This is a genomic window from Leeuwenhoekiella sp. NPDC079379 (assembly GCF_044542075.1).
GTDB lineage: Bacteria > Bacteroidota > Bacteroidia > Flavobacteriales > Flavobacteriaceae > Leeuwenhoekiella.
This window is the reverse complement of record NZ_JBITTU010000009.1, coordinates 42,835-63,388: the sequence shown is the minus strand read 5'-3', so window position 1 is coordinate 63,388 and position 20,554 is coordinate 42,835. Positions and strand designations below refer to the sequence as shown.

20 protein-coding genes are annotated in these 20,554 nt (G+C 35.8%); 10 read left to right on the top strand and 10 right to left on the bottom strand.

Annotation, left to right across the window (positions count from 1 at the left end; all coding sequences use genetic code 11):
* From ACIGAM_RS15370 to ACIGAM_RS15360, 3 genes are all read right to left on the bottom strand, one after another.
* The gene (locus tag ACIGAM_RS15370; protein WP_396512358.1) at positions 1–1,917 is read right to left on the bottom strand and encodes a mucoidy inhibitor MuiA family protein; all 1,917 of its coding nucleotides are present in this window, start codon (positions 1,915–1,917) and stop codon (positions 1–3) included.
* Between the two features lie 73 nt (positions 1,918–1,990).
* Positions 1,991–2,389 (bottom strand): thiol-disulfide oxidoreductase DCC family protein, encoded by a 399-nt coding sequence (locus ACIGAM_RS15365; RefSeq protein WP_396512357.1) that lies wholly within the window; start codon positions 2,387–2,389, stop codon positions 1,991–1,993.
* Complete coding sequence (locus tag ACIGAM_RS15360) at positions 2,390–4,564, bottom strand: DNA mismatch repair protein MutS (RefSeq protein WP_396512356.1); 2,175 nt, start codon at positions 4,562–4,564, stop codon at positions 2,390–2,392.
* Between the two features lie 136 nt (positions 4,565–4,700).
* On the opposite strand from ACIGAM_RS15360, the gene ACIGAM_RS15355 reads away from it, so the two are divergent.
* The gene (locus ACIGAM_RS15355; RefSeq protein WP_396512355.1) at positions 4,701–5,366 is read left to right on the top strand and encodes a uracil-DNA glycosylase; all 666 of its coding nucleotides are present in this window, start codon (positions 4,701–4,703) and stop codon (positions 5,364–5,366) included.
* A gap of 81 nt (positions 5,367–5,447) precedes the next feature.
* Here the strand turns inward: ACIGAM_RS15355 and ACIGAM_RS15350 are convergent, their stop codons facing one another.
* The 7 genes from ACIGAM_RS15350 to ACIGAM_RS15320 all read right to left on the bottom strand — a co-directional run bounded on the left by ACIGAM_RS15350 (position 5,448) and on the right by ACIGAM_RS15320 (position 11,783).
* Positions 5,448–5,609, bottom strand: coding sequence for a hypothetical protein (locus ACIGAM_RS15350; RefSeq protein ID WP_396512354.1), 162 nt, complete (start codon positions 5,607–5,609; stop codon positions 5,448–5,450).
* A gap of 88 nt (positions 5,610–5,697) precedes the next feature.
* The gene (locus tag ACIGAM_RS15345) at positions 5,698–6,549 is read right to left on the bottom strand and encodes a substrate-binding domain-containing protein (protein WP_396512353.1); all 852 of its coding nucleotides are present in this window, start codon (positions 6,547–6,549) and stop codon (positions 5,698–5,700) included.
* Positions 6,550–6,553: 4 nt separating this feature from the next.
* Positions 6,554–8,605 carry a polyphosphate kinase 1 gene (gene ppk1 / locus ACIGAM_RS15340; protein WP_396512352.1) on the bottom strand — a complete coding sequence of 684 codons (2,052 nt, stop codon included), beginning with the start codon at positions 8,603–8,605 and terminating at the stop codon, positions 6,554–6,556.
* A gap of 71 nt (positions 8,606–8,676) precedes the next feature.
* Positions 8,677–9,549 carry a nucleoside phosphorylase gene (locus ACIGAM_RS15335; RefSeq protein WP_396512351.1) on the bottom strand — a complete coding sequence of 291 codons (873 nt, stop codon included), beginning with the start codon at positions 9,547–9,549 and terminating at the stop codon, positions 8,677–8,679.
* The gene (locus ACIGAM_RS15330; protein ID WP_396512350.1) at positions 9,530–10,486 is read right to left on the bottom strand and encodes a DUF1835 domain-containing protein; all 957 of its coding nucleotides are present in this window, start codon (positions 10,484–10,486) and stop codon (positions 9,530–9,532) included. The genes ACIGAM_RS15335 and ACIGAM_RS15330 overlap by 20 nt, the downstream gene beginning before the upstream one ends.
* A gap of 10 nt (positions 10,487–10,496) precedes the next feature.
* Positions 10,497–10,829, bottom strand: coding sequence for a translation initiation factor (locus ACIGAM_RS15325; protein ID WP_396512349.1), 333 nt, complete (start codon positions 10,827–10,829; stop codon positions 10,497–10,499).
* Between the two features lie 3 nt (positions 10,830–10,832).
* Complete coding sequence (locus ACIGAM_RS15320; RefSeq protein WP_396512435.1) at positions 10,833–11,783, bottom strand: isopenicillin N synthase family dioxygenase; 951 nt, start codon at positions 11,781–11,783, stop codon at positions 10,833–10,835.
* 150 nt (positions 11,784–11,933) lie between these two features.
* On the opposite strand from ACIGAM_RS15320, the gene ACIGAM_RS15315 reads away from it, so the two are divergent.
* From ACIGAM_RS15315 to ACIGAM_RS15275, 9 genes are all read left to right on the top strand, one after another.
* Complete coding sequence (locus tag ACIGAM_RS15315; protein ID WP_396512348.1) at positions 11,934–13,943, top strand: thiamine pyrophosphate-dependent enzyme; 2,010 nt, start codon at positions 11,934–11,936, stop codon at positions 13,941–13,943.
* 144 nt (positions 13,944–14,087) lie between these two features.
* Positions 14,088–14,246, top strand: coding sequence for a DUF1328 family protein (locus tag ACIGAM_RS15310; RefSeq protein ID WP_081817355.1), 159 nt, complete (start codon positions 14,088–14,090; stop codon positions 14,244–14,246).
* 19 nt (positions 14,247–14,265) lie between these two features.
* Positions 14,266–14,751 (top strand): lipocalin family protein, encoded by a 486-nt coding sequence (locus ACIGAM_RS15305; protein ID WP_396512347.1) that lies wholly within the window; start codon positions 14,266–14,268, stop codon positions 14,749–14,751.
* Positions 14,752–14,839: 88 nt separating this feature from the next.
* A complete protein-coding gene (locus ACIGAM_RS15300) occupies positions 14,840–15,544 on the top strand; it encodes an OmpA family protein (RefSeq protein WP_396512346.1) in 705 nt (234 codons plus the stop codon).
* 107 nt (positions 15,545–15,651) lie between these two features.
* Positions 15,652–16,776 (top strand): NAD(P)/FAD-dependent oxidoreductase, encoded by a 1,125-nt coding sequence (locus tag ACIGAM_RS15295; protein ID WP_396512345.1) that lies wholly within the window; start codon positions 15,652–15,654, stop codon positions 16,774–16,776.
* The gene (locus tag ACIGAM_RS15290; RefSeq protein WP_396512344.1) at positions 16,773–17,474 is read left to right on the top strand and encodes a methyltransferase domain-containing protein; all 702 of its coding nucleotides are present in this window, start codon (positions 16,773–16,775) and stop codon (positions 17,472–17,474) included. Before ACIGAM_RS15295 ends, ACIGAM_RS15290 begins: the two co-directional genes overlap by 4 nt.
* On the top strand, positions 17,450–18,517 hold the full coding sequence (locus tag ACIGAM_RS15285; protein ID WP_396512343.1) for a type III polyketide synthase: 1,068 nt from the start codon (positions 17,450–17,452) through the stop codon (positions 18,515–18,517). The genes ACIGAM_RS15290 and ACIGAM_RS15285 overlap by 25 nt, the downstream gene beginning before the upstream one ends.
* Positions 18,511–19,317 (top strand): SDR family oxidoreductase, encoded by an 807-nt coding sequence (locus ACIGAM_RS15280; RefSeq protein ID WP_396512342.1) that lies wholly within the window; start codon positions 18,511–18,513, stop codon positions 19,315–19,317. The genes ACIGAM_RS15285 and ACIGAM_RS15280 overlap by 7 nt, the downstream gene beginning before the upstream one ends.
* 29 nt (positions 19,318–19,346) lie before the next feature.
* A complete protein-coding gene (locus ACIGAM_RS15275; RefSeq protein ID WP_396512341.1) occupies positions 19,347–20,363 on the top strand; it encodes a threonine aldolase family protein in 1,017 nt (338 codons plus the stop codon).
* The last annotated feature ends 191 nt before the right edge of the window (positions 20,364–20,554 follow it).

Here is a 20,554-nt window from a genome sequence, read left to right as displayed (position 1 = left end):
TTATAGGTTAATAGTAGTTCCTTTAGGATAGCGCACTTCATAACTAAAGTTCTTAGTTGAAGAAGCTTTAGAGGCAAGTTCTAAATTCCATTTAAGAATACCGGTTTTTTCATCATATTTTGCGTCACCAAAGGATTGATCTGATACTTTTATATCCTTATTTTGAGAAATCGGAATACGATCTTCAAGGAGCAAATTAATTTGAGAGCTTTTAGTATTGCGTACTGAAATTTCGAAAGCCTTAGCGATCACGCGCGAACCTCCTAAAAGTGATTTGCTTTTAAAATTATCTTTCTTTTCGCGTTTTACAATGATATTTGGGTCTATACCCAGAGAGATTTCAAGACTGTCTGTAGTTGCCAGCGGATTTATTGCTGTCTTTCCTGCATAACTTCCTTCAAAATATACATTGGCCTCACCCTGTAGTAAATCATAACCTTCCCAGTTTGTTACTGTAGCCGTTAGGAAAACATTTTCGTTAAGTTCTGGAGCTGCATAGTGTTGATAGTTTGCGGGTAATTCAAATGTATCAATTTCAATAGTTGTTATATCGATATTAGAAACTATTGTATAACGCTTTTTGATTTCAAAACGCGTATTTGTTAAGCTCTCTTGTTTAGTTTCAACATTTTCACTGTATGATTTTTCTGGAGCAAGTGAGCTGTTTCCTCTAATAGTAATTCCGGTTGCCTTTCCGCTTAATGCACGAGAAACATCATCACCTCCATAACCTACCACTACAACTTCATCAAGTGATTGACTGTCTTCTTCAAGCTGCACATTCATCATTGAGGCATAAACCGGTAAAGATTTATCTCTAAAACCTAGAGAGGAGAAGCTTATTTGCTGGCCGCCGTTAGGTTGTATCGTTAATCTGTATTTGCCATCAAAATCTGTAGTAGTGCCATTTGATGTGCCTGTTTGAATAACATTAACGCCGGGTAGTGGTGCGCCCGAGTTATCACTTAATATACCAGAAACACTGCGAATGGTAGGGTTATATTTAAGATTGCTGCGATTTACAGAACCTGTTCTACGGTAATTAGCGCTTACAAAGTTGAGGTATTTGGTTTCCAGATTGGGTTTTAAATTATTAGTATTGGGATCACCTGTAGACAGCACAAGTTTAACATCTTCCCAGTCGATACCACTTTGTTGATAAACACTGGCCTTGTAATTTAGCTGTATGGGGCTTGAAGTATTTGCAGCACGTATATCATAAAGAGGAAACCATCCTGCATTTTGAATGATATAGGTTAATTCTAAGTTTAAATTATTTGAGCGTTCACTTTGAAGTTTTACGGTAATCTCCCCACGCATTTCTTTTTGGGAATCATCAAGCTTAGACATTTGCTGGCGATAGTCCTCAATTTTTTGAGTTAAATCCTGAAGCTCTCGGTTATGTGTATAGATTATATTTTGAATTTCGGTACTGCGCTCCCGGTAATAGGTGCTTATTTGCTTTACTTTTTCTATAGAAAGATCTGTATTGTCACTGTTTATTCGTTGATTTTGAGATAGCAAGTTTAGCTCTCTGTTAAAGCCTTCAATTTTATTTTGAATGGAGCTCTTACTAAAAAGCAATTTGTCTAATTCAGATTTTAAACCTTCATATTCTGCCGAAGCAGCTTTCTTCTCCAGGTAATCAAGGTTAAAAGCGATTGAAAGAATACTAGCGTCCTCAAGACCTCTTATTTGTATACTATTTTCTAAAATGTCTGGAGAAAGATTATCAAAAATCAGTTGATTAACTCCGGGTTTAAGAACTACTGAAGCAGACCGTTCTATAGTAGCTCCTTGTAAAAAAACCGTTACTTTTTCAATTTTTGAAAATTGTGTTACAACAGGATTATCTGATGCAAATATACCGAAACTACAAAATAATAAACAGAGAAACAGCGTAGTCGTAACTTTCATAAGGAATATATTTTCGTTAAAAATAAAGGAAAAGTTTAGATAAAAATACCCGTTAAAGACAGATAGCTATTTTTTAATCTAGAAAACGGGATTTAAGTTCTGGTGTGGGGATCATACAGCTTTCTTTTTTGCCAAACCACTTGTATCTATTCTTGGCAATAAAATCATAAACGATATTTCTAATAAACCCGGGTACAATCATAAAGACATATAACAGTGGATAACCTTTATCTAAAAAACGAGATATTCGTAACGCCGCGGTTGACTTTACAGATGCTCTATCTCCCTCAACCAGAATTATAGAATCTGTTTTTTCAGGGTCAATATTGTGTTTTTGTAAAAGCCGCATACCGGTTTCACTTTGCAGCGAAGTAAATTTGAAAACACCACTTGAATCTTGCTTTATAATAAAGTTTATCGCCCCATTACATAGATTGCAAACCCCATCAAAAAGAATTATTTTAGAATTCATCTACTGTTTTACGCGTTGTACAAGTTCAAGTGTTTCTAAGTCTACATTTGTAGTAAACATTCCATAATCTACAATGGCTTTACCCTTTTCAATATTATGAATTGTACCTACTGCTCTGCCATCTGGCAACCGCACGCGGTCGCCCACTTTTAAAATTACCTTTGGTTTTGTTTGTTCTTCTAGAACTTCTTTATGCTTTTGTTCTTTTTTCTTTTCGCGTATAACTTCAACCTTTTTCTCAGCCTCTTGTTTTATGCGATTTTCACGAGCCTTTTGTGCACGTTTTTCTTTTGCAGATTGTTTAGCTCTCTTTGAATTTTCAATTTGAACAACTTTAAATAACTCGTCTATAAGAAGTTTTTTATTCTTATTAGTATAAAACTTATCGCTGATGTCGTTAAGCTTTTGCCCTAGATAAATTAGACGCTGGTTACTGTCATAAAGCTCCTGATAGCTCTCTAATTTTTCCTGAATTTTTGTATTTATTTTAGAAAGTTCTTGCTTTTCTTTTGCCGCCTCCTGCTCTTTAGTTTTTAAAGATGTTGTTGTTTTAGCAAGTTTACTGCGCTCTTTCTGTAAATCTGCAATACTCTTGTCAAAACGTATTTTGCCGCGTTCGACCTTCTTTTTAGACCTGTTAATAAGAGAATATGGGATTCCGTTTTTTTGCGCAACTTCAAAAGTAAATGAGCTACCGGCTTCACCTACGTGTAACTTGTAAAGTGGTTCTAAAGATCGGGAATCAAAAAGCATATTGGCATTTGTGATTGCTTCCGTCTCATTAGCCATCATTTTTAAATTTGCATAATGCGTTGTAATAATGCCATAACTACCGCGCTCATAAAATACTTCTAAGAAGGTTTCGGCTAAAGCACCACCTAATTCAGGATCACTACCGGTACCAAATTCATCAATAAGAAAAAGTGTATTCTCGTCACACTTTTTCAGAAAATAGTTCATATTTTTTAATCGGTAGCTATAGGTACTTAAATGGTTTTCTATACTTTGATTGTCACCTATATCTGTAAGAATCTTTTTAAAAAGGCAGAATCTTGAATATTCATGAACCGGAATTAATAATCCGCTTTGCAGCATTATCTGTAATAAACCTACTGTTTTTAGGGTGATACTTTTACCACCTGCGTTAGGACCACTTATAACAATTATACGGTTTGCCTGATCTAATGTTATATCCTGCGGAAAGGTTTTTTGACCTCTTTTCTTATTATTTATTAGAAGTAATGGGTGATAAGCATCTTTAATTTGCAGCTCACGGTCTTGCGTGATTTTTGGTAAAACTCCATCAAGTTTTTTCGCGTATTTGGCTTTTGCCGAAATCACATCTATTGTGCTTAACAGTTTTTGATAATCATCTAGTAGCGGACTAAATGGTCTTACATAATCCGTTAATCCTTTTAAGATGCGTTTTACCTCTTCCTGCTCATCGTACTGCAGGTTGTTAAGTTCGCGCTGGTGATTTTGAGTCGCTTCAGGCTGAATGTAAACAATGCTTCCGGTTTTTGAATTTCCCAGAATAGAACCTTTAACTTTACGTCTGTGCATTGCTGTTACGGCAAGTACCCGCACGTTGTCAACTATAGACTCACGTATCTCATCAAGATAACCGTACGATGCGTATTGCGATAATGCTGAAGCAAAACTACTGTTGATTTTTCCTTTAACAATATTAATAGATCTTCTTGTATTAAGAAGCAGGGGAGAGGCATCATCTTTTATCTCACCAAAGCGATCTACAATTGTATTTATCTCATCTGTAAGTGCTGTAGTATACTCTGTGTCCTCAACCGTTTTAAAGAGTGTGGGGTAGTAGGACTGAAATTTTCTAAAGTATCTTAAATGAGTATTAGCCGTCTCAGATAAACTTCCTATTTTTCTAAAACTACCCACCTCAAGTGTGGTATCTTCAATACCCAGCATTTTGAGTTCGTGGTCAAGTGCATCAAAACCGTGATTAGGTATAGGCGTCTCGTGAGTATCTGAACTTATATACTCCTGCGTTTGATTAAGTGCAAAAATTGTCTTCTTAAAGCTTCTTTGCGGTATTAACTTAAGTGCCTTGAGTTTACCTTTGTCTGTGATGCACAACTCACTTACCTGAGCACAAACGGTATGAAATTCTAAATCAGCAAGTGTTTTAGGGTGGATTTTTATCATAGCAATGCCTATTTTAAGGCCAAAAATAACTGAGTTTTTTTTAAATTTAATTAGAATGAATAGACAAGATTTGAATATTAAATCAGTCTGTAAAAGTTCATTAAAATTACACTAGACTTACAAATTTAAGATATTCATGAACGTTGACATACACCCAAGCTGGAAAGCTGTATTAGAACCAGAATTTGATAAACCATATTTTAAATCATTAATAGATTTCGTGAAGCTAGAATATAGCCAACATAAGTGTTATCCTCCCGGAGGTGCCATATTTAAAGCGTTTGAGTTGTGCCCCTTTGAAGAAGTTAAGGTGGTTATACTGGGCCAGGATCCCTATCACGGTAAGGGGCAGGCACACGGTTTGTGTTTTTCGGTACCTGAAGGGGTTGCTGTACCGCCTTCTTTGGTTAATATATTTAAGGAAATAGCTTCAGATTTAAAAAATCCTATTCCGCAAAGCGGAAATTTAGAACGATGGGCTAAACAAGGGGTTCTACTTTTAAATGCGACATTAACCGTTAGAGCACATCAAGCGGGCTCTCATCAAAAGAAAGGATGGGAGGCATTTACAGATCATACAATATCTGTGTTATCCCAGCAGCGGAAAGAAGTTGTTTTTCTACTATGGGGTGGTTATGCAAAAAAGAAAGCTAAAAAAATAGATATAGACAAACATTTAATTTTAGAAAGTGGACATCCTTCTCCGTTAAGTGCAAACCGGGGATTTTGGTTTGGGAACCGGCATTTTAGTCAAACAAATGAATACTTACAAAGTGTTGGCAAGTCTCAAATAAACTGGTAATACTATAAAATAAAAAAGGCTCAATTGGTTAAATTGAGCCTTTTAAGAAAGGGTTTGATTTGAGATATCATCAGAAGTAATTTATGAAGCTTGTTCAAAAACTACCCGCTGATTCAAGGTTGTTTGTTTAGGGGCTACACGCTTCTGCGATTTCTCTACTTTAGGACCACCTGCCACACTAAATTTAAAAAGAATTAAATTAATGACAAGTAAACATCCTAAAACGATTAGAAAAGTAACCATAATTGTAATGTTTAAAGTAATATATTAATATTCCGCAAAGATTGACCTTTTTTTTAACTTATGAAATCTTTGTGCTGTAAAACTTTCATTAATTGAGAGTTAAATAAAAATCAACGTCTTGCTCTTTATCGATCATATTGAGACCTTTAAGATGTACTTGTACATTTTCAAGTTCAGTGGTTTCAATTTGTGATTGTGACCAATTTGTTTTAGAAATCCAGACTTTTATATCTTCTAGCTTTTGATTGTACCGCTCAGAAAGTAACATTTCTATTTTTGGTATTTCTTTAAATAATACTGTTTTGTTATTAAGCACTTCTAAAAATACCTCAAGAGTGTCGTTTTTAGTATTAATTGCATCTGTAGTTGCCGCAATTACAAAACTAGACCATGGAGTGGGAAAGTCGCTTACTCTTTTAAATATACCAGAATCTACTAAAGGTTTAGTTGTAAAATGTTCCCACATAAAATAATCTGCATCACCATTTGTTAATGATTGTACAGCATTGTCAAGATTATTAACAACTACACAATTAATAGCAGAACTTTCCCAGCCTAGTTGTTGTGCTTGTATATAAGCCATGACATGGGATCCTGAACCGAATCTACTTATGGCAGGTCTTGTATCTTTTAAATCATCTAGAGTTTTAAAATTACTTCCTCCAGCAACATGAACACCCCAAATTAAAGGACTAGACACATAGTTTTGAATGATTTTAGAGGGGTTTCCTGCAGCAATATCTTTAACGACTCCTTCAGTAAGTATAATTGCGACATCAATGTCACCTGCTCGTAATGCAGCATTCATGGCACCCGTACCTCCTGCATATTCAACCCACTCGACTACTATCCCGGCATCTGCAAATAGACCCTCTTCAATACATAGATGTATAGGTAAATTAAAATGTTCTGGCACTCCACCCACTTTTAAGGTATTCATCTGCTTAGTTTTTATTTTTTAAGTAATCATAAATTGCATATTGAGAACGTATTTCAGGCTCACTATCTTCACGCTTTACATATAGATTCTGCTCGTTAGCGTCCTGTATTCTCGCTTTACAATTATCATTTAATTGTAGTGTGAAAATATCTTTTAACTCTGTAAATAGTTCTTTATCGTAAATTGGGGTAAGCACTTCTATTCTGCGATCCAGGTTACGTGTCATCCAGTCTGCAGAGCCTATATACATTTGCTCATCACCATTATTGTGAAATAGATAAATGCGACCGTGCTCAAGATATCTGTCTATTATAGAAGTGATAAATATATTTTCACTCAGGCCTTTTACTCCGGGAATTAAACTGGTAAATCCTCTTATGATAAGGCGTACTTGCACACCTGCCTGGCTGGCTTTGTACAACAATTCTATCATATCTTTGTCTTCAAGACTATTCATCTTAGCAGTGATTTTTGCCGTCTTTCCGGCTTGAGCTGCTTCAATTTCAGAATGAATTAATTTTTCAAAAGTGCGTCTTGTGGTAAATGGAGATATAAGTAAATGCTTATTCCTTGGAATTATTAGTTTTCCCTCAAGAACCTCAAAAACTCTACTTAACTCTTTTGTGATTTTATTGTTAGCGGTAAATAAACCGTGGTCGCAGTAAATCTTAGAAGTATCACCGTTAAAGTTACCTGTTCCTATATAGGCGTATCGTTTAGCTTTATCATCTTCTACTCTAATAACCATTAGTATTTTAGAATGCACTTTAATGCGCGGATAGCTGTAAATAACTTGTGCCCCTTTTTCTTCAAATTTTCGGCCCCAGGTAATGTTATTTTCTTCGTCAAAACGTGCTTTTGCTTCTATGAAAATGGTAACCTGTTTTCCGTTTTCAATAGCTTTAAGTAGAGAGGTAGTAAGAACAGACTCATCTGCAACCCTATAAAGTGAGATTTTAATATGCGTAACTGCATCGTCTGAGGCGGCCTGTTCTACAAAACGTTCTACGTAACCAAAGCTCATGAATGGGAAATGAAGCAAATGATCTTTAGCACGTATAGCTTCAAAATAATCTGTAGCCTTTTCTAAAGCCTTTAGCTTTATTACAGGCTTTTTATCGTAATGTAAATCAGGATTTCCTGTAGGATCTGGAAATTTAAAAAAGTCATTAAAATTATGATAACGACCTCCCGGCATCATATCTATTTTTCCCAACTTCAAAAGCTTACGAAGCTTTTTAGCCACTGGTTTTGGCATACTCGCGTCGTAAAGTAATCGAGTAGGTTGACCTTCTTGTCGTTGCTCTAATGATTTGTAAATGCGTTCTGCCAGTATCCCTTCTAATTCATCATCTATATAAAGCTCTGCATCTCGTGAGAGCTTAATTTCAAATACACCGTCTATAGTTTCTGAATTAAATATCGATGAAATCTCGTGTCTAATTATGTCATCAAGAAAGGTGATGTAATAGATATCTTTATGTTTTCCTAATTCAATAAAACGGTCGTTAGTATCTGTAGGAATTTTTATAAACCCTATTTTTTTAGAGTCTGAAAATGTTACACAAAAATAAAGATTTTGGTTTTCAAGAAATATCTCTTTGTCTTTACTTGGATCAAAAAGAATGGGCTTAATTGTATTTTTTAGATGGGTAACGTACCAAATATTTGCTACTTTTTTCTGAATAGGTGTATAGTCTTCTGAAGCTATAAGAACAATATTATTTGCAGCAAGTTCTGGCTTAATCTCATTGTTGAAAATATGGCCAAAAACTTCTTGCTGTTCCTTAACCTTGGCAATGATTTCCTTAACCGTTTTATTAGGTCTAAGCGCTAACTTTTTTCTAATACTTTTTTCAACGCGTTTAATTTGCCGTAATTGACTCACGCGTACTCTAAAATATTCATCAAGATTTGAAGAATAAATAGCTAAAAACTTCATACGCTCAAACAGGGGATTGAAGCGTTTGTCTTGTGCTTCCTGTAAAACGCGGGCATTAAAACTGAGCCAGTTTAAATCTCTATGTTTTAAGTTGTCAGCTAGTTCTGAATCCATGTATTCGTTTGTTTTTTTTCAAAAATACGAAAGGCTTCTGCTGTCTGAATTAAGCTTTTGTTAAAAGAAAATTATAGTACTGCTATACGCTCTAAGGCATTACTAATCATTGCTTCGATAGTTTTATTACCGTTTTCACTAAAGGTACCTTGAATACGATTTGCCATAATCGCATTAATAGAAATCGCACGATGGCCTAAGAGCGCACTTAATGCATAAATGCCTGACGTTTCCATTTCTAAATTTGTAATTGTTTCAGAATTGAACTCAAAATTTTCAATTTTTGCATTAAGTTCTGGGTCTGCTAATGCAAGTCTGAGCGTCCTACCTTGTGGACCGTAAAAACCTATATTAGTAGCCGTAATTCCTTTAAACGTATCGGGGGTAGAAAAGTGTTTGATTAAAGTTTTGCTACCGTAAACACAATAAGGTTTACTCTTTTCTGAGCTCCAGGTCGTATGCGTTACAAATGCATTTTCAATATCGTGATCTCTAAGATTAGCTGAATCGTAGTAATGAATCAAACCGTCTAGTCCTAAGGCTTTCTCACTAATCAATATAGAATCTACAGGAATGTGCTTTTGTATAGCTCCACTGGTTCCCAGACGTATGACGTTTAAAGCGGTATGCTTCTCTTTTATTTGGCGCGTTTTAAGATCAATATTTACAAGAGCATCAAGTTCGTTTAGTACAATATCGATATTGTCTGTACCAATTCCTGTAGAGATAACGGTGATACGCTTATCTTTAAAATAACCGGTTTGGGTTTTAAATTCTCGTTTATGCCTTGTAAGTTCTATGGAATCAAAAAACTGGGTTACAGTTTCTACACGATCAGGGTCTCCTACGGTTATAATGGTATCGGCTATTTCACCTGGTAAGAGATTAAGATGGTATATGCTTCCATCAGCATTAAGTATTAATTCAGAGTGTGGGAGTTGCATTCTCACTGTGTTTAATTAGTTTATGATTTGCAGGGTCATAGCGATATTTATATTTAGCTGTACCGCCAAACTGCATATCATTTTTCAGTAAATCATAGAAGTCTTTTGAACCTTGTAAAACCTGTGTTCCTTTTTCAGTAAGGATTAAAATACCTTCTTCGAGTTTAAAAAACGGTTTTAAATTATTAATCATACTAATAATTTGTGTATCGCCATACCCATAATATCCTTGATAGTTTAGCGCGTAGCCACATAATTGATGTTCAGAATTGATTTGATGAAGATCTATAAGTTTTAGAATATTTGTTTCAAGTGTATTAAGCCCTGTATTTATATTTGGAAAACGCTCTATATGTGCACGTATGCAGCTTGATAGGTAGTTGAAATTAGATTTTTTACTTATTTCGGCCTTAAGCTCGATGGGTTTTTCATCACAATAGAGCTTCCATATATGATGAGCTACATCTAAATCTTCAGGAGTAAGTTTTAATTTGTTATCATAGTGTAAGACCAATTGCTCGTCGTTTAACTCTGACAAGCCTTTAAGTTGAGCCAGACCTTTAACCCAACCGCTACATACCATATATATAGGAGATGTTTTTTTATTTTGAATAAGGTAGCTTAGAGCAGCAAGCATATTTATATGACAAAACAGATCAAATTCAAACCAAAGTACAATCTTGTCGTAATTATTTATTACCGCAAGTTTATTAAGCTGGCTAACAAATTTATCATCATAGTCCTCGCTCTCTATATGGTACTGTTTCTTTAAGAATATTTTTCGCTGAGATATAAATTCTTTAGAGCCTACAATAACAGGTGTGGGGCCTTCGCAAAGCATTTCTCGCCAAACGATAACATCGCCGTTAAGATTTAAATTTTCAAGACGTGATGTTAGATTATCACCGTTTGTGATATGTAATACAGAATTTCCCATAGCTTAGCAATTAACCTCCTACCCGTTTTGTTTTAAAGCCTTTATCTTTTAAGAAAGACATTATTTTATCACGGTAATCTCCTTGAATTATTATTTTTTCTTTTTTAAAACTACCGCCAACACCAAGCATCGTTTTTAGCTCTTTTGCTAAAATTTTGAAGTCATTATCTGCACCAGTGTAGCCTTCTATAATGGTAATAGGTTTTCCTTTACGTTTTTCATATTTACATAAAAGCGGATCGTCCTGCATCCAGATATTAAGGTCATTTACATCCTCTGTATCTGTTGAAGGTTCTGGTTCGTGATCTGGAAATAAGTTTTTTAACTGGTCAGAAAGATCCATAAATTATTTTTTAATCAAGCCTATCTCAACTAAGCGCTGGTGTAAAAACTCTCCTGCTGTAATATCTTCAAAAGCCTTAGGATGTTCCTCACTTATACATTCTTCTAAACAATTAAGAGGCATCTCACTACGCGGATGCATAAAAAAAGGAATAGAATATCTTGGGGTGTCCCATTGTTCTTTAGGTGGGTTTATAACCCGGTGTATTGTAGATCTTAGCTTATTATTAGTTAGCCGTTCTAACATATCACCTACATTAATTACGAGTTCATCTTCGTTAGGTATGGCATCTATCCACTCGCCATCTTTGCGTAGTACCTGTAATCCTCCTGCAGAAGCTCCCATTAAGAGTGTTATTAGATTGATGTCTCCATGTGCACCTGCACGCACAGCTCCCTTAGGCTCTTGTGTTATAGGAGGATAATGAATAGGCCTCAAAATGCTATTACCGTTCTTAGCCCAATGGTCAAAATAAAATTCATCTAACTCAAGGTATAATGCAAGAGCTCTTAAAACATATATTCCGGTTTTTTCAAGCATTTTATAGGCCTGCATACCCGTTTCATTAAAGGTTTTTAATTCTTTAACCTGTACGTTTTCTGGATACTCTTCGATAAGATTAGCGTCTGCATCTGCTTCCTGGCCAAAATGCCAAAATTCTTTTAGATCACCTTCCTTTTTGCCTTTGGCGTGTTCTTTACCAAAAGAAATATAGCCGCGTTGACCACCTAGACCTTCAATCTCATAACCTTGCTTAGTATCTTCTGGCAGATCAAAAAATGATTTTACGTCTTTATAAAGGTCATCTACTAACGCATCATTCAAAAAATGATTTTTTAGAGATACAAAGCCTATTTCTTCATAAGCTGTGCCTATTTCATTTACAAATTTCAACTTTCGATTTTGATCTTCACTAAGAAAGTCTGCTAAGTCTACACTTGGGATATTATTCATAACAAATTGTGATTCAATAAAAATTTGACTTTCAAATATAAGATTTTCAGGATGCAAATAATTTAAACTAAACTTAAATAAATAGGCTTTGATTGATAATTCCAAAAAATAATCGGGATATTAGTTACTTTTAGATAATCAAACTCAATTATGATATCTGACTTTAATGCTCCTATAATGTTGAATTTTGAACGTGGCTTACTAGATGATGAAACGCTTATAAGTCTTTATAAATCAATTATTAAGCCCAGGCTTATCGAAGAGAAAATGCTGGTTTTATTAAGGCAGGGAAAAATATCAAAATGGTTTAGCGGTATAGGGCAGGAGGCTATCGCTGTAGGAGTTACAGCTGCATTAAATGATGATGAATATATTTTACCGATGCACCGAAATCTGGGAGTATTTACGGGTAGAAATATTCCTTTAGATCGTTTGTTTAGCCAGTGGCAGGGTAAAGCTAATGGTTTTACTAAAGGCCGCGATCGTAGTTTTCATTTTGGGACTCAAGAATACAAAATTATAGGAATGATCTCGCATCTTGGACCCCAACTAGGCGTTGCAGATGGCATTGCACTTGCGCACAAATTACGATCAGAACAGAAGGTGACTGCCGTTTTTACGGGTGAAGGAGGTACTAGTGAAGGAGATTTTCACGAAGCGCTTAATGTTGCTTCTGTCTGGGATTTACCAGTTCTATTTTGTATAGAAAATAATGGCTATGGCTTATCAACTCCCACAAGCGAGCAGTACAGATGTGAGAATCTGGCAGATCGTGCACTTGGTTATGGTATAGAGAGCCATATAATAGATGGTAACAATATTATAGAAGTTTACGATCGTATATGCAATGTGGTTGCCTCAATGCGCACTAACCCAAGACCTGTTTTAATAGAGTTTAAAACCTTTAGAATGCGCGGGCACGAAGAAGCCAGTGGGATTAAATATGTCCCAGACGATTTACTAAAGCATTGGGCCGCTCTTGATCCTGTTGAGAATTTTAAATCGTTTTTGCTGGCGGAAAACATAATCTCTTTAAAAGATGATGCGGCATTTAGATCAGAAATAATTATTGAAATTGAACAGGTTCTTTCTAAAACTTTTGCTGAGGACGATATTAGTTCTTCAGAAGAAAAAGAACTCAAGGATGTTTATGCCCATTCAAATTTTAAGGCTGTAATTCCTAAGCAAAGTTCAACTGAGACTATTCGGTTTATTGACGCAGTTACACAAGCCTTAGATTTAAGCATGCCAAAGAATGAGAACCTCATTATAATGGGGCAGGACATTGCAGAATATGGTGGTGTATTTAAGGTTACTGAAGGTTTTGTTGCTAAATATGGAAGAGAACGCGTACGCAATACACCCATTTGCGAATCTGCAATCGTTGAGGTAGCTATGGGTTTAGCTATTAATAATTTTAAGGCTGTTGTCGAGATGCAATTTGCAGATTTTGTAAGTAGTGGTTTTAACCCAATAGTAAATTATTTGGCCAAATCACACTACAGATGGGGGCAAAAAGCAGATGTAGTTATACGTATGCCTTGTGGAGCAGGAGTAGGTGCAGGACCTTTTCACAGTCAGACAAATGAAGCCTGGTTCACTCACACTCCCGGGCTAAAAGTAGTTTACCCTGCATTTCCTTACGATGCAAAAGGATTGCTTACCTCATCTATAGAAGATCCTAATCCTGTGTTATTTTTTGAACATAAAGCACTTTATAGAACTATAAGACAAGAAGTGCCTACAGCTTATTACAATTTAGAGATGGGCAAAGCAGCACTTTTAAAAACTGGTCAGCAGCTTACTATAATTGCTTATGGCGCAGCCGTACACTGGGCACTTGAAGTTTTAGAAACAGAAGGCGAATTGTCTGTAGATTTAATAGACTTAAGAACGCTTGTTCCCTTAGATTTTGACACGATATCAGAGTCGGTTAAAAAAACAGGAAAAGTCTTATTAATATCTGAAGATTCTTCTTTTGGTACCCTTATGGCAGATATATCTGCAAAAATAGGGGAAGAGTTATTTATTTATCTTGATGCCCCTATAAAGCGCTTAGGCAGTTTAGATATGCCAATACCATTTGCAGCTGCCCTTGAAAATTTATATCTACCTAAGAATAAAATACAACTTGCTATAGCCGACTTAATCGCATACTAATGTTAATTTTTTATTGAATTATAATCCTAAGTTTAATTTTGTTAACTCATTTTAACAGCGGCTAGTTAAACACTATTAATAAATAAAATTACAATCTAAGCTAACATTACTTTTGAACCATTACTAACCAAAAAATCAAAAATTATGTTACGTTGGACAGTTATCTTTATCGTTATTGCAATAATCGCAGCAATCTTCGGATTTGGTGGGATTGCATCTGGTGCTGAAAGCATTGCCAAAATTTTATTCTTCATTTTTATCGTATTATTCTTAATTAGTCTTTTATCAAGATTATTTAAATAATATAAACGCTTATTCAATTATGAAAAAAGTAATCACATTAGTTTTAGTTTGTTTAGTTCTTGCATCTTGCGGTACTAGTAAAGTTGTTAAAGAATCTAGAAAAACTTTAAAAGGGTATTGGAATCTTGATAACATTAATTATAATAATGCAACCGGTATTTATGATGTTACTCTATTTGGAGACGCATCTTCAGAATGCTTCGTAGGAAGTACCTGGAGATTTATTCCTAATAATAACTTTGGGAACTATGAGATAAACGGAAGCAAATGTTCTGATGGTCAGCGATTCTTCGTTTGGAGTATTCCAGATCAACAAGAAGGTTCAACATCTTATGATATCCTGTTAAAACCTACAGATTCTAAGATGAAGTCTACTATGAACAATGCAGGTTTTAGATTGAATATAAACTATTTATCTGAAAATCAATTAACATTTACTCAGACAGTTCAAGTAGATGGAAAACCGTTTACTATTGTGATGAATTTTTCTAAAATTTCTGAATAATAAAAATTTTACAAATAATGCTTTCATTTTAAGTGTCTTAACTTATTTTGAAAGCATTATTTTTATATTAACTTTTAATACAATAATTATGAAATCTATATTAAGAAATGTTTCTGTTTCAGCTATTGCTATTACAATGCTTACTGGCTGTGAGGCTACTAAAAATGCAAATAATCAGCAAAAAGGTAGTGTTATAGGTGCTGCCGGTGGAGCTATTATAGGTGCTGTTATAGGTAATAACGTAGGTACTAAAGGTGACGGTGGTGCATTAGGTGCCGTGATAGGTGGTGTTGTAGGTGGTGCTGCAGGTAACGTACTTGGTAAACGTATGGATAACCAGGCAAAACGTATCGAAGAAGAAATTCCTGGAGCTCAGGTAGAGCGCGTTGATGATGGGATCATCGTAAATTTTGATGAAAATAGTGGGGTTTATTTTGCAACTGCAAAGTATGATATCAATGCTGCTTCTCAACAAACTTTAAATGGTCTTTCTAAAGTAATGAAAGAATATCCTCAAACTAATGTTCTCGTAGTAGGTCACACAGATAGTAGTGGTGCTGCAGATTACAATATGACATTGTCTAAAAACAGAGCTCAGGCAGTTACTAATTATTTAACTTCTCAAGGTATAAGTGCGGGTAGATTTACTACACAATGGTACGGTGAGGAGCAAGCTAAGTATGATAATAATACAGCAGAAGGACGTTCTAAAAATCGTCGCGTAACTTTAGCAATTGTACCTAACCAGGAAATGGTGAACGAAGCTAAAAAAGAAGCTGGCGAAGGACAATAGATAAATAAAAACTTACGCTTTATGTGAGTTAAATTAAAAAACCTCATTGTGATTTTACATCTCAATGAGGTTTTTTTATGACTTAGAATGAGTATCTTGATACTGCTTTGAAAAAACCGATTAAAATAGCCATCATTGGCGGTGGACTCACGGGTCTCACAGCTGCTTTGCACCTTTGTAAAGCAGGTTTCCATATTCAACTTTTTGAAAAAGAGGGTTATCCCAGGCATAAAGTCTGCGGTGAATATATTTCTAATGAGATTTTACCTTATTGGCAGTCTTTAGGTATAGATCCTTTTAAATGGGGAGCTGTTGCAATATCAAATTTCGAATTTACGACAACTAACGGGCAACCCATTCAAACTCAGCTTCCGTTGGGTGGTTTCGGAATAAGCAGGTATACTTTAGATTTTAATCTCGCTGCAGAAGTTAAAAAGGCAGGTGCAAAGCTCGTTCGTGCACAAGTAGAATCGATTATTTTTAAGGAAGATTCTTTTGAATTACAGGTGCTTTCGGGAGCTGTTTATAATGCAGATTTTGTTACTGGGGCATTCGGGAAACGTTCAAATCTAGATATTTCGCTTTCGCGGAATTTTATAAAAACCAAAACACCCTGGTTGGGAGTCAAAGCCCATTATCTAGCTCCGGTTACAGAGAACACCGTAAGTCTGCATAATTTTAAGGGCGGATACTGCGGAATTTCCAAGGTTGAAAATAACAAGGTGAATGTGTGTTACCTAACACATTTAGATGCATTTAAAGCATCAGGAAATCTTGAAGGTTTTCAAAAAAATGTTCTCGAGCAAAATCCCAGATTAAAATCCTTTTTTGCGAGTGCAGCGCCTGTATTTGATAAACCTTTGAGCATTAGTCAGATTTCTTTTCAATCTAAAAATACGGTAGAAGACCACGTGCTTATGTGCGGTGATAGTGCAGGACTTATTCATCCGCTTTGTGGCAACGGTATGGCAATGGCAATAACCGGAGCACAAATTTTAGCCACATGTATTCAAGAATTTGTAACATCAGATTGGAGCAGATCTCAACTAGAGCATACGTACACTACACGGTGGAACAAGGAATTCAATTCCAGATTAAAAACTGGTAGAATTTTACAGGGTTTATTGCAAAATGAGACCGCTATACACTATGGTCTACAGGCGATGCGTAAATTTCCATTTTTAATGAAACAAATAATAAAATCAACTCATGGTAAACCGGCAAGCCTTTGAAAAGTAGAATACTTACTCCAGAATTAATGGATGACCCGTCACTAGACGAGGTGACGCTTAAGGCTGCCTTAAAAGATGTTACATTGGTTAATAAATGGTTAGGCGGTCAACAAATTACGATTGATGGGCTTAATTATTTTTTTAGAAAATTTCCGCAAGACTCTTATAAAATTGTTGATTTGGGTTGTGGTGATGGGGAGATGTTACGTACAATAGCAAGCTATACCCGTAAACACAATATAAATGTAGAACTACTGGGTCTAGATTTAAATGAGAAAAGTATTAAACTCGCTAAAGAGAAATCTAAAGATTATCCTGAAATTCACTTTAAAAAGCAGAATATATTAACACTTGACCATGCATCTTTTCAATGCGATATTGTTGTGTCGGTTTTAACGATGCATCACTTTACAAATAAAGAGATACTTGTGTTTATGCAGCAGTTTTTAGCGCTTTCAAAATTAGGTGTGGTCATTAATGATTTGCAGCGTAGTAAGATTGCTCATTTTTTATTTAAAGGCTTTAGCGGTGTATTTATGAAAACACATATAGCACGACACGATGGCTTAATCTCTATTAAGCGCGCATTTAAAAAGAATGAATTATTAATGTTTACAAATAAGCTTCCCGTGAGTTCATTTCATTTAAAATGGCGCTGGGCTTTTAGATATTTATGGATTTTAGAAAAACAGAAGTGAAAATAGCCGCTGTAGGAAAAGCGATCCCGCAGTATCATAGGGAAACCCAAGATATCATGCCGCTTTTAGACATTTGGTTAGAAGGGCAGGAAGAGCGTTTTCGGCGTAAGGTAAAAAAGATTTTTAGTAATGCTGCAGTAGACAAACGCTACAGTATTATGGCCCCTGAAGAAGTATTTACAGCCTCGTCTTTTGAGGAAAAAAACGATATTTATGTTCGGGAAGTTATTAAACTTGGGGAAACTGCACTTACCGAAGCTTTAGAAAAAACAGGTTGGGATGCTCAAAGTCTCGACTTTATTATAACGGTGAGTTGCACTGGGATAATGATACCATCGCTAGATGCATATTTAATTAATAAGCTTAACCTGCGTCAAGATATTACCAGGCTGCCAGTTACCGAAATGGGGTGCGCAGCAGGTATTTCTGGTATCTTATATGCTAATGATTTTTTAAAAGCGAATCCGGGAAAACGCGCTGCAGTAATTGCGGTAGAGAGTCCCACGGCTACCTTTCAGCTTGATGATTATTCTATGGCAAATGTAGTGAGCGCGGCAATATTTGGTGATGGTGGCGCTTGTGTTTTGCTATCTTCAAGAGAGGAAGATGAGGGGCCTAAAATTAAAGCGACCGGGATGTATCATTTTTATGAAGCAGAACATATGATGGGTTTTAAACTTACTAATACCGGGCTTAAAATGATTTTAGATCAGAGCGTTCCTGAAACTATTGCAAGTCATTTCCCGGCAATTATAAATCCGTTTTTAGAATCTAATAATCTTACGATTGAGCAGATTAATCATTTGATATTCCACCCCGGTGGAAAAAAAATAGTTCAGACAGTAGAAGGATTATTTGGCGAGATGGGTAAAAATATTGATGATACTAAAGAAGTTTTACGTTTGTATGGCAATATGAGTAGCGTAACAGTGTTGTATGTTTTAGAGCGCTTTTTAACTAGAAAAATTCCTAAAGGTGATTACGGCTTAATGCTTAGTTTTGGTCCGGGATTTTCTGCACAACGTATCTTATTAGAATGGTAAATTTTGAATTTAATGCAGCTCCGGGATCTAATTCCTGGGCTCTTATATTAGGCGGAAGTAGTGGTTTAGGTTTTGCATCGGCAAAAAAACTAGCACAGCACGGCCTTAATATTTGTATTGTACACAGAACCCGCCGTAGTAAGTTAGTAGCATTCGAGGCTGAATGCGATATTCTTCGCGAAACTGGCGTTCAAATCATAAGTTTTAATAAAGATGCTCTTCACGAACAAACCAGAGCAGAACTCATTACTTTTTTTACTGAAAAGCAAGCGACGCTTAAGCTCTTATTACATAGTATTGCAAAAGGTAATTTGAAACCTATTTATAGTTCAGATTCTTCCGCAGCGACTCTTACTGGTAACGATTTTATGCTCACCGCAGAGGCAATGGCGGTGAGCTTATACGACTGGGCAAATGCTTTCGCGAAAGCAAACCTCTTTGAAAAAAATGCATCAATACTTACATTTACCAGTGAGGGAAGTACAAAACCGCTACCTAATTACGCCGCAGTCTCTATGGCTAAAGCGGCTTTAGAGGCTATTGTGCGCAGTCTGGCTTATGAATTTGCACCCTTACAAATCACCGCAAATTGCATACAGGCAGGTGTTACAAACACCGAAAGTTTACAATTAATTCCCGGAAGTGAAATTTTAATAGAACAAGCGCTTGCCCGCAATCCTCAAAAGCGATTAACAACCCCTGAAGATGTGGCTAATGTAGTTTACTTACTAACTAGACCCGAAGCAAACTGGATTAACGGAGCCATTATTCCTGTAGATGGTGGTGAGCATCTTAGATAACCAGATTAGACAACCTAAATTAGAATACAATGAAAATAGATTTGCGTAGCGACACTTTAACTAAACCTTCGCAAGGTATGCTAGAAGCTATGATGCGAGCAGAGGTAGGTGATGATGTGTATAAAGAAGACCCTAGTGTAAATAAACTTGAAGCTCATGTAGCAGAGCTTTTTGGGATGGATAGTGCGCTGTATTTCCCTACCGGAAGTATGACAAATCAGGCAGCCATAAAAATACATACCCAACCGGGAGAACAGCTTATTGCAGATAAATACGCACACGTTTACAATTATGAAGGTGGTGGTGTATCTTTTAACAGTGGTGTATCGTGTAGATTATTAGATGGCCATAGGGGGATGATCACTGCAGATCAGGTTGAAGAAAGTATAAATCCGCCAGATTTTTACCACAGTCCACTAACTTCACTGGTATGCCTCGAGAATACTACAAATAAAGGGGGTGGCGCCTGCTATGATTTTAGAGAAATACTAAAAATACGCAAAGTGTGCGATGACCATGGTCTAGGCCTGCATCTTGATGGAGCCCGTTTATGGAATGCTCTAGTCGTAACCGATGAGTCTCCTAAAGATTATGGAGCAGCATTTGATACTATTTCAGTTTGTTTATCAAAAGGTCTGGGAGCACCTATGGGATCTGTTCTTGTAGGTAAACAAAAATATATGGACAAGGCGATGCGCGTGCGTAAAGTATTAGGAGGTGGTATGCGTCAGGTAGGTTTTGCAGCGGCGGCTGGCCTTTATGCTTTAGAGCATAATTGGCAGAGAATGGATGAGGATCATAAAAAGGCTCAGGAGCTTTCTGTAGCACTTATGCATCATCATGATGTGGCTCACGTAGAATCGGTAGAAACAAATATTTTGATTTTCAATTTAAAAGCAGAAGTTGACGAATTACAGTTTATTGAAAAACTAAAAGCTGCAGATATTTATATAAGTGCCTTAGGAAAAGGAAAGTTGCGTATAGTAACGCACTACGATTACACACCCGAAATGCACGTGAAATTTATTGATTTCTTAAAAAAATAGAATTAACGACTTCAATTTATGGAGAACATCTTTAATTAGTATAAGACACATAAATGAAACATTTTTATAGGATTTCAGCTTATAAAATTGTTTATTATAAAGTCTGTTAGTCGTTTTTTACCAATTCGCTAAAAATTTGATTTCAACTTATATTTTTTATGCATCCTGCTTAATTAACTCAAGGGTGTGTT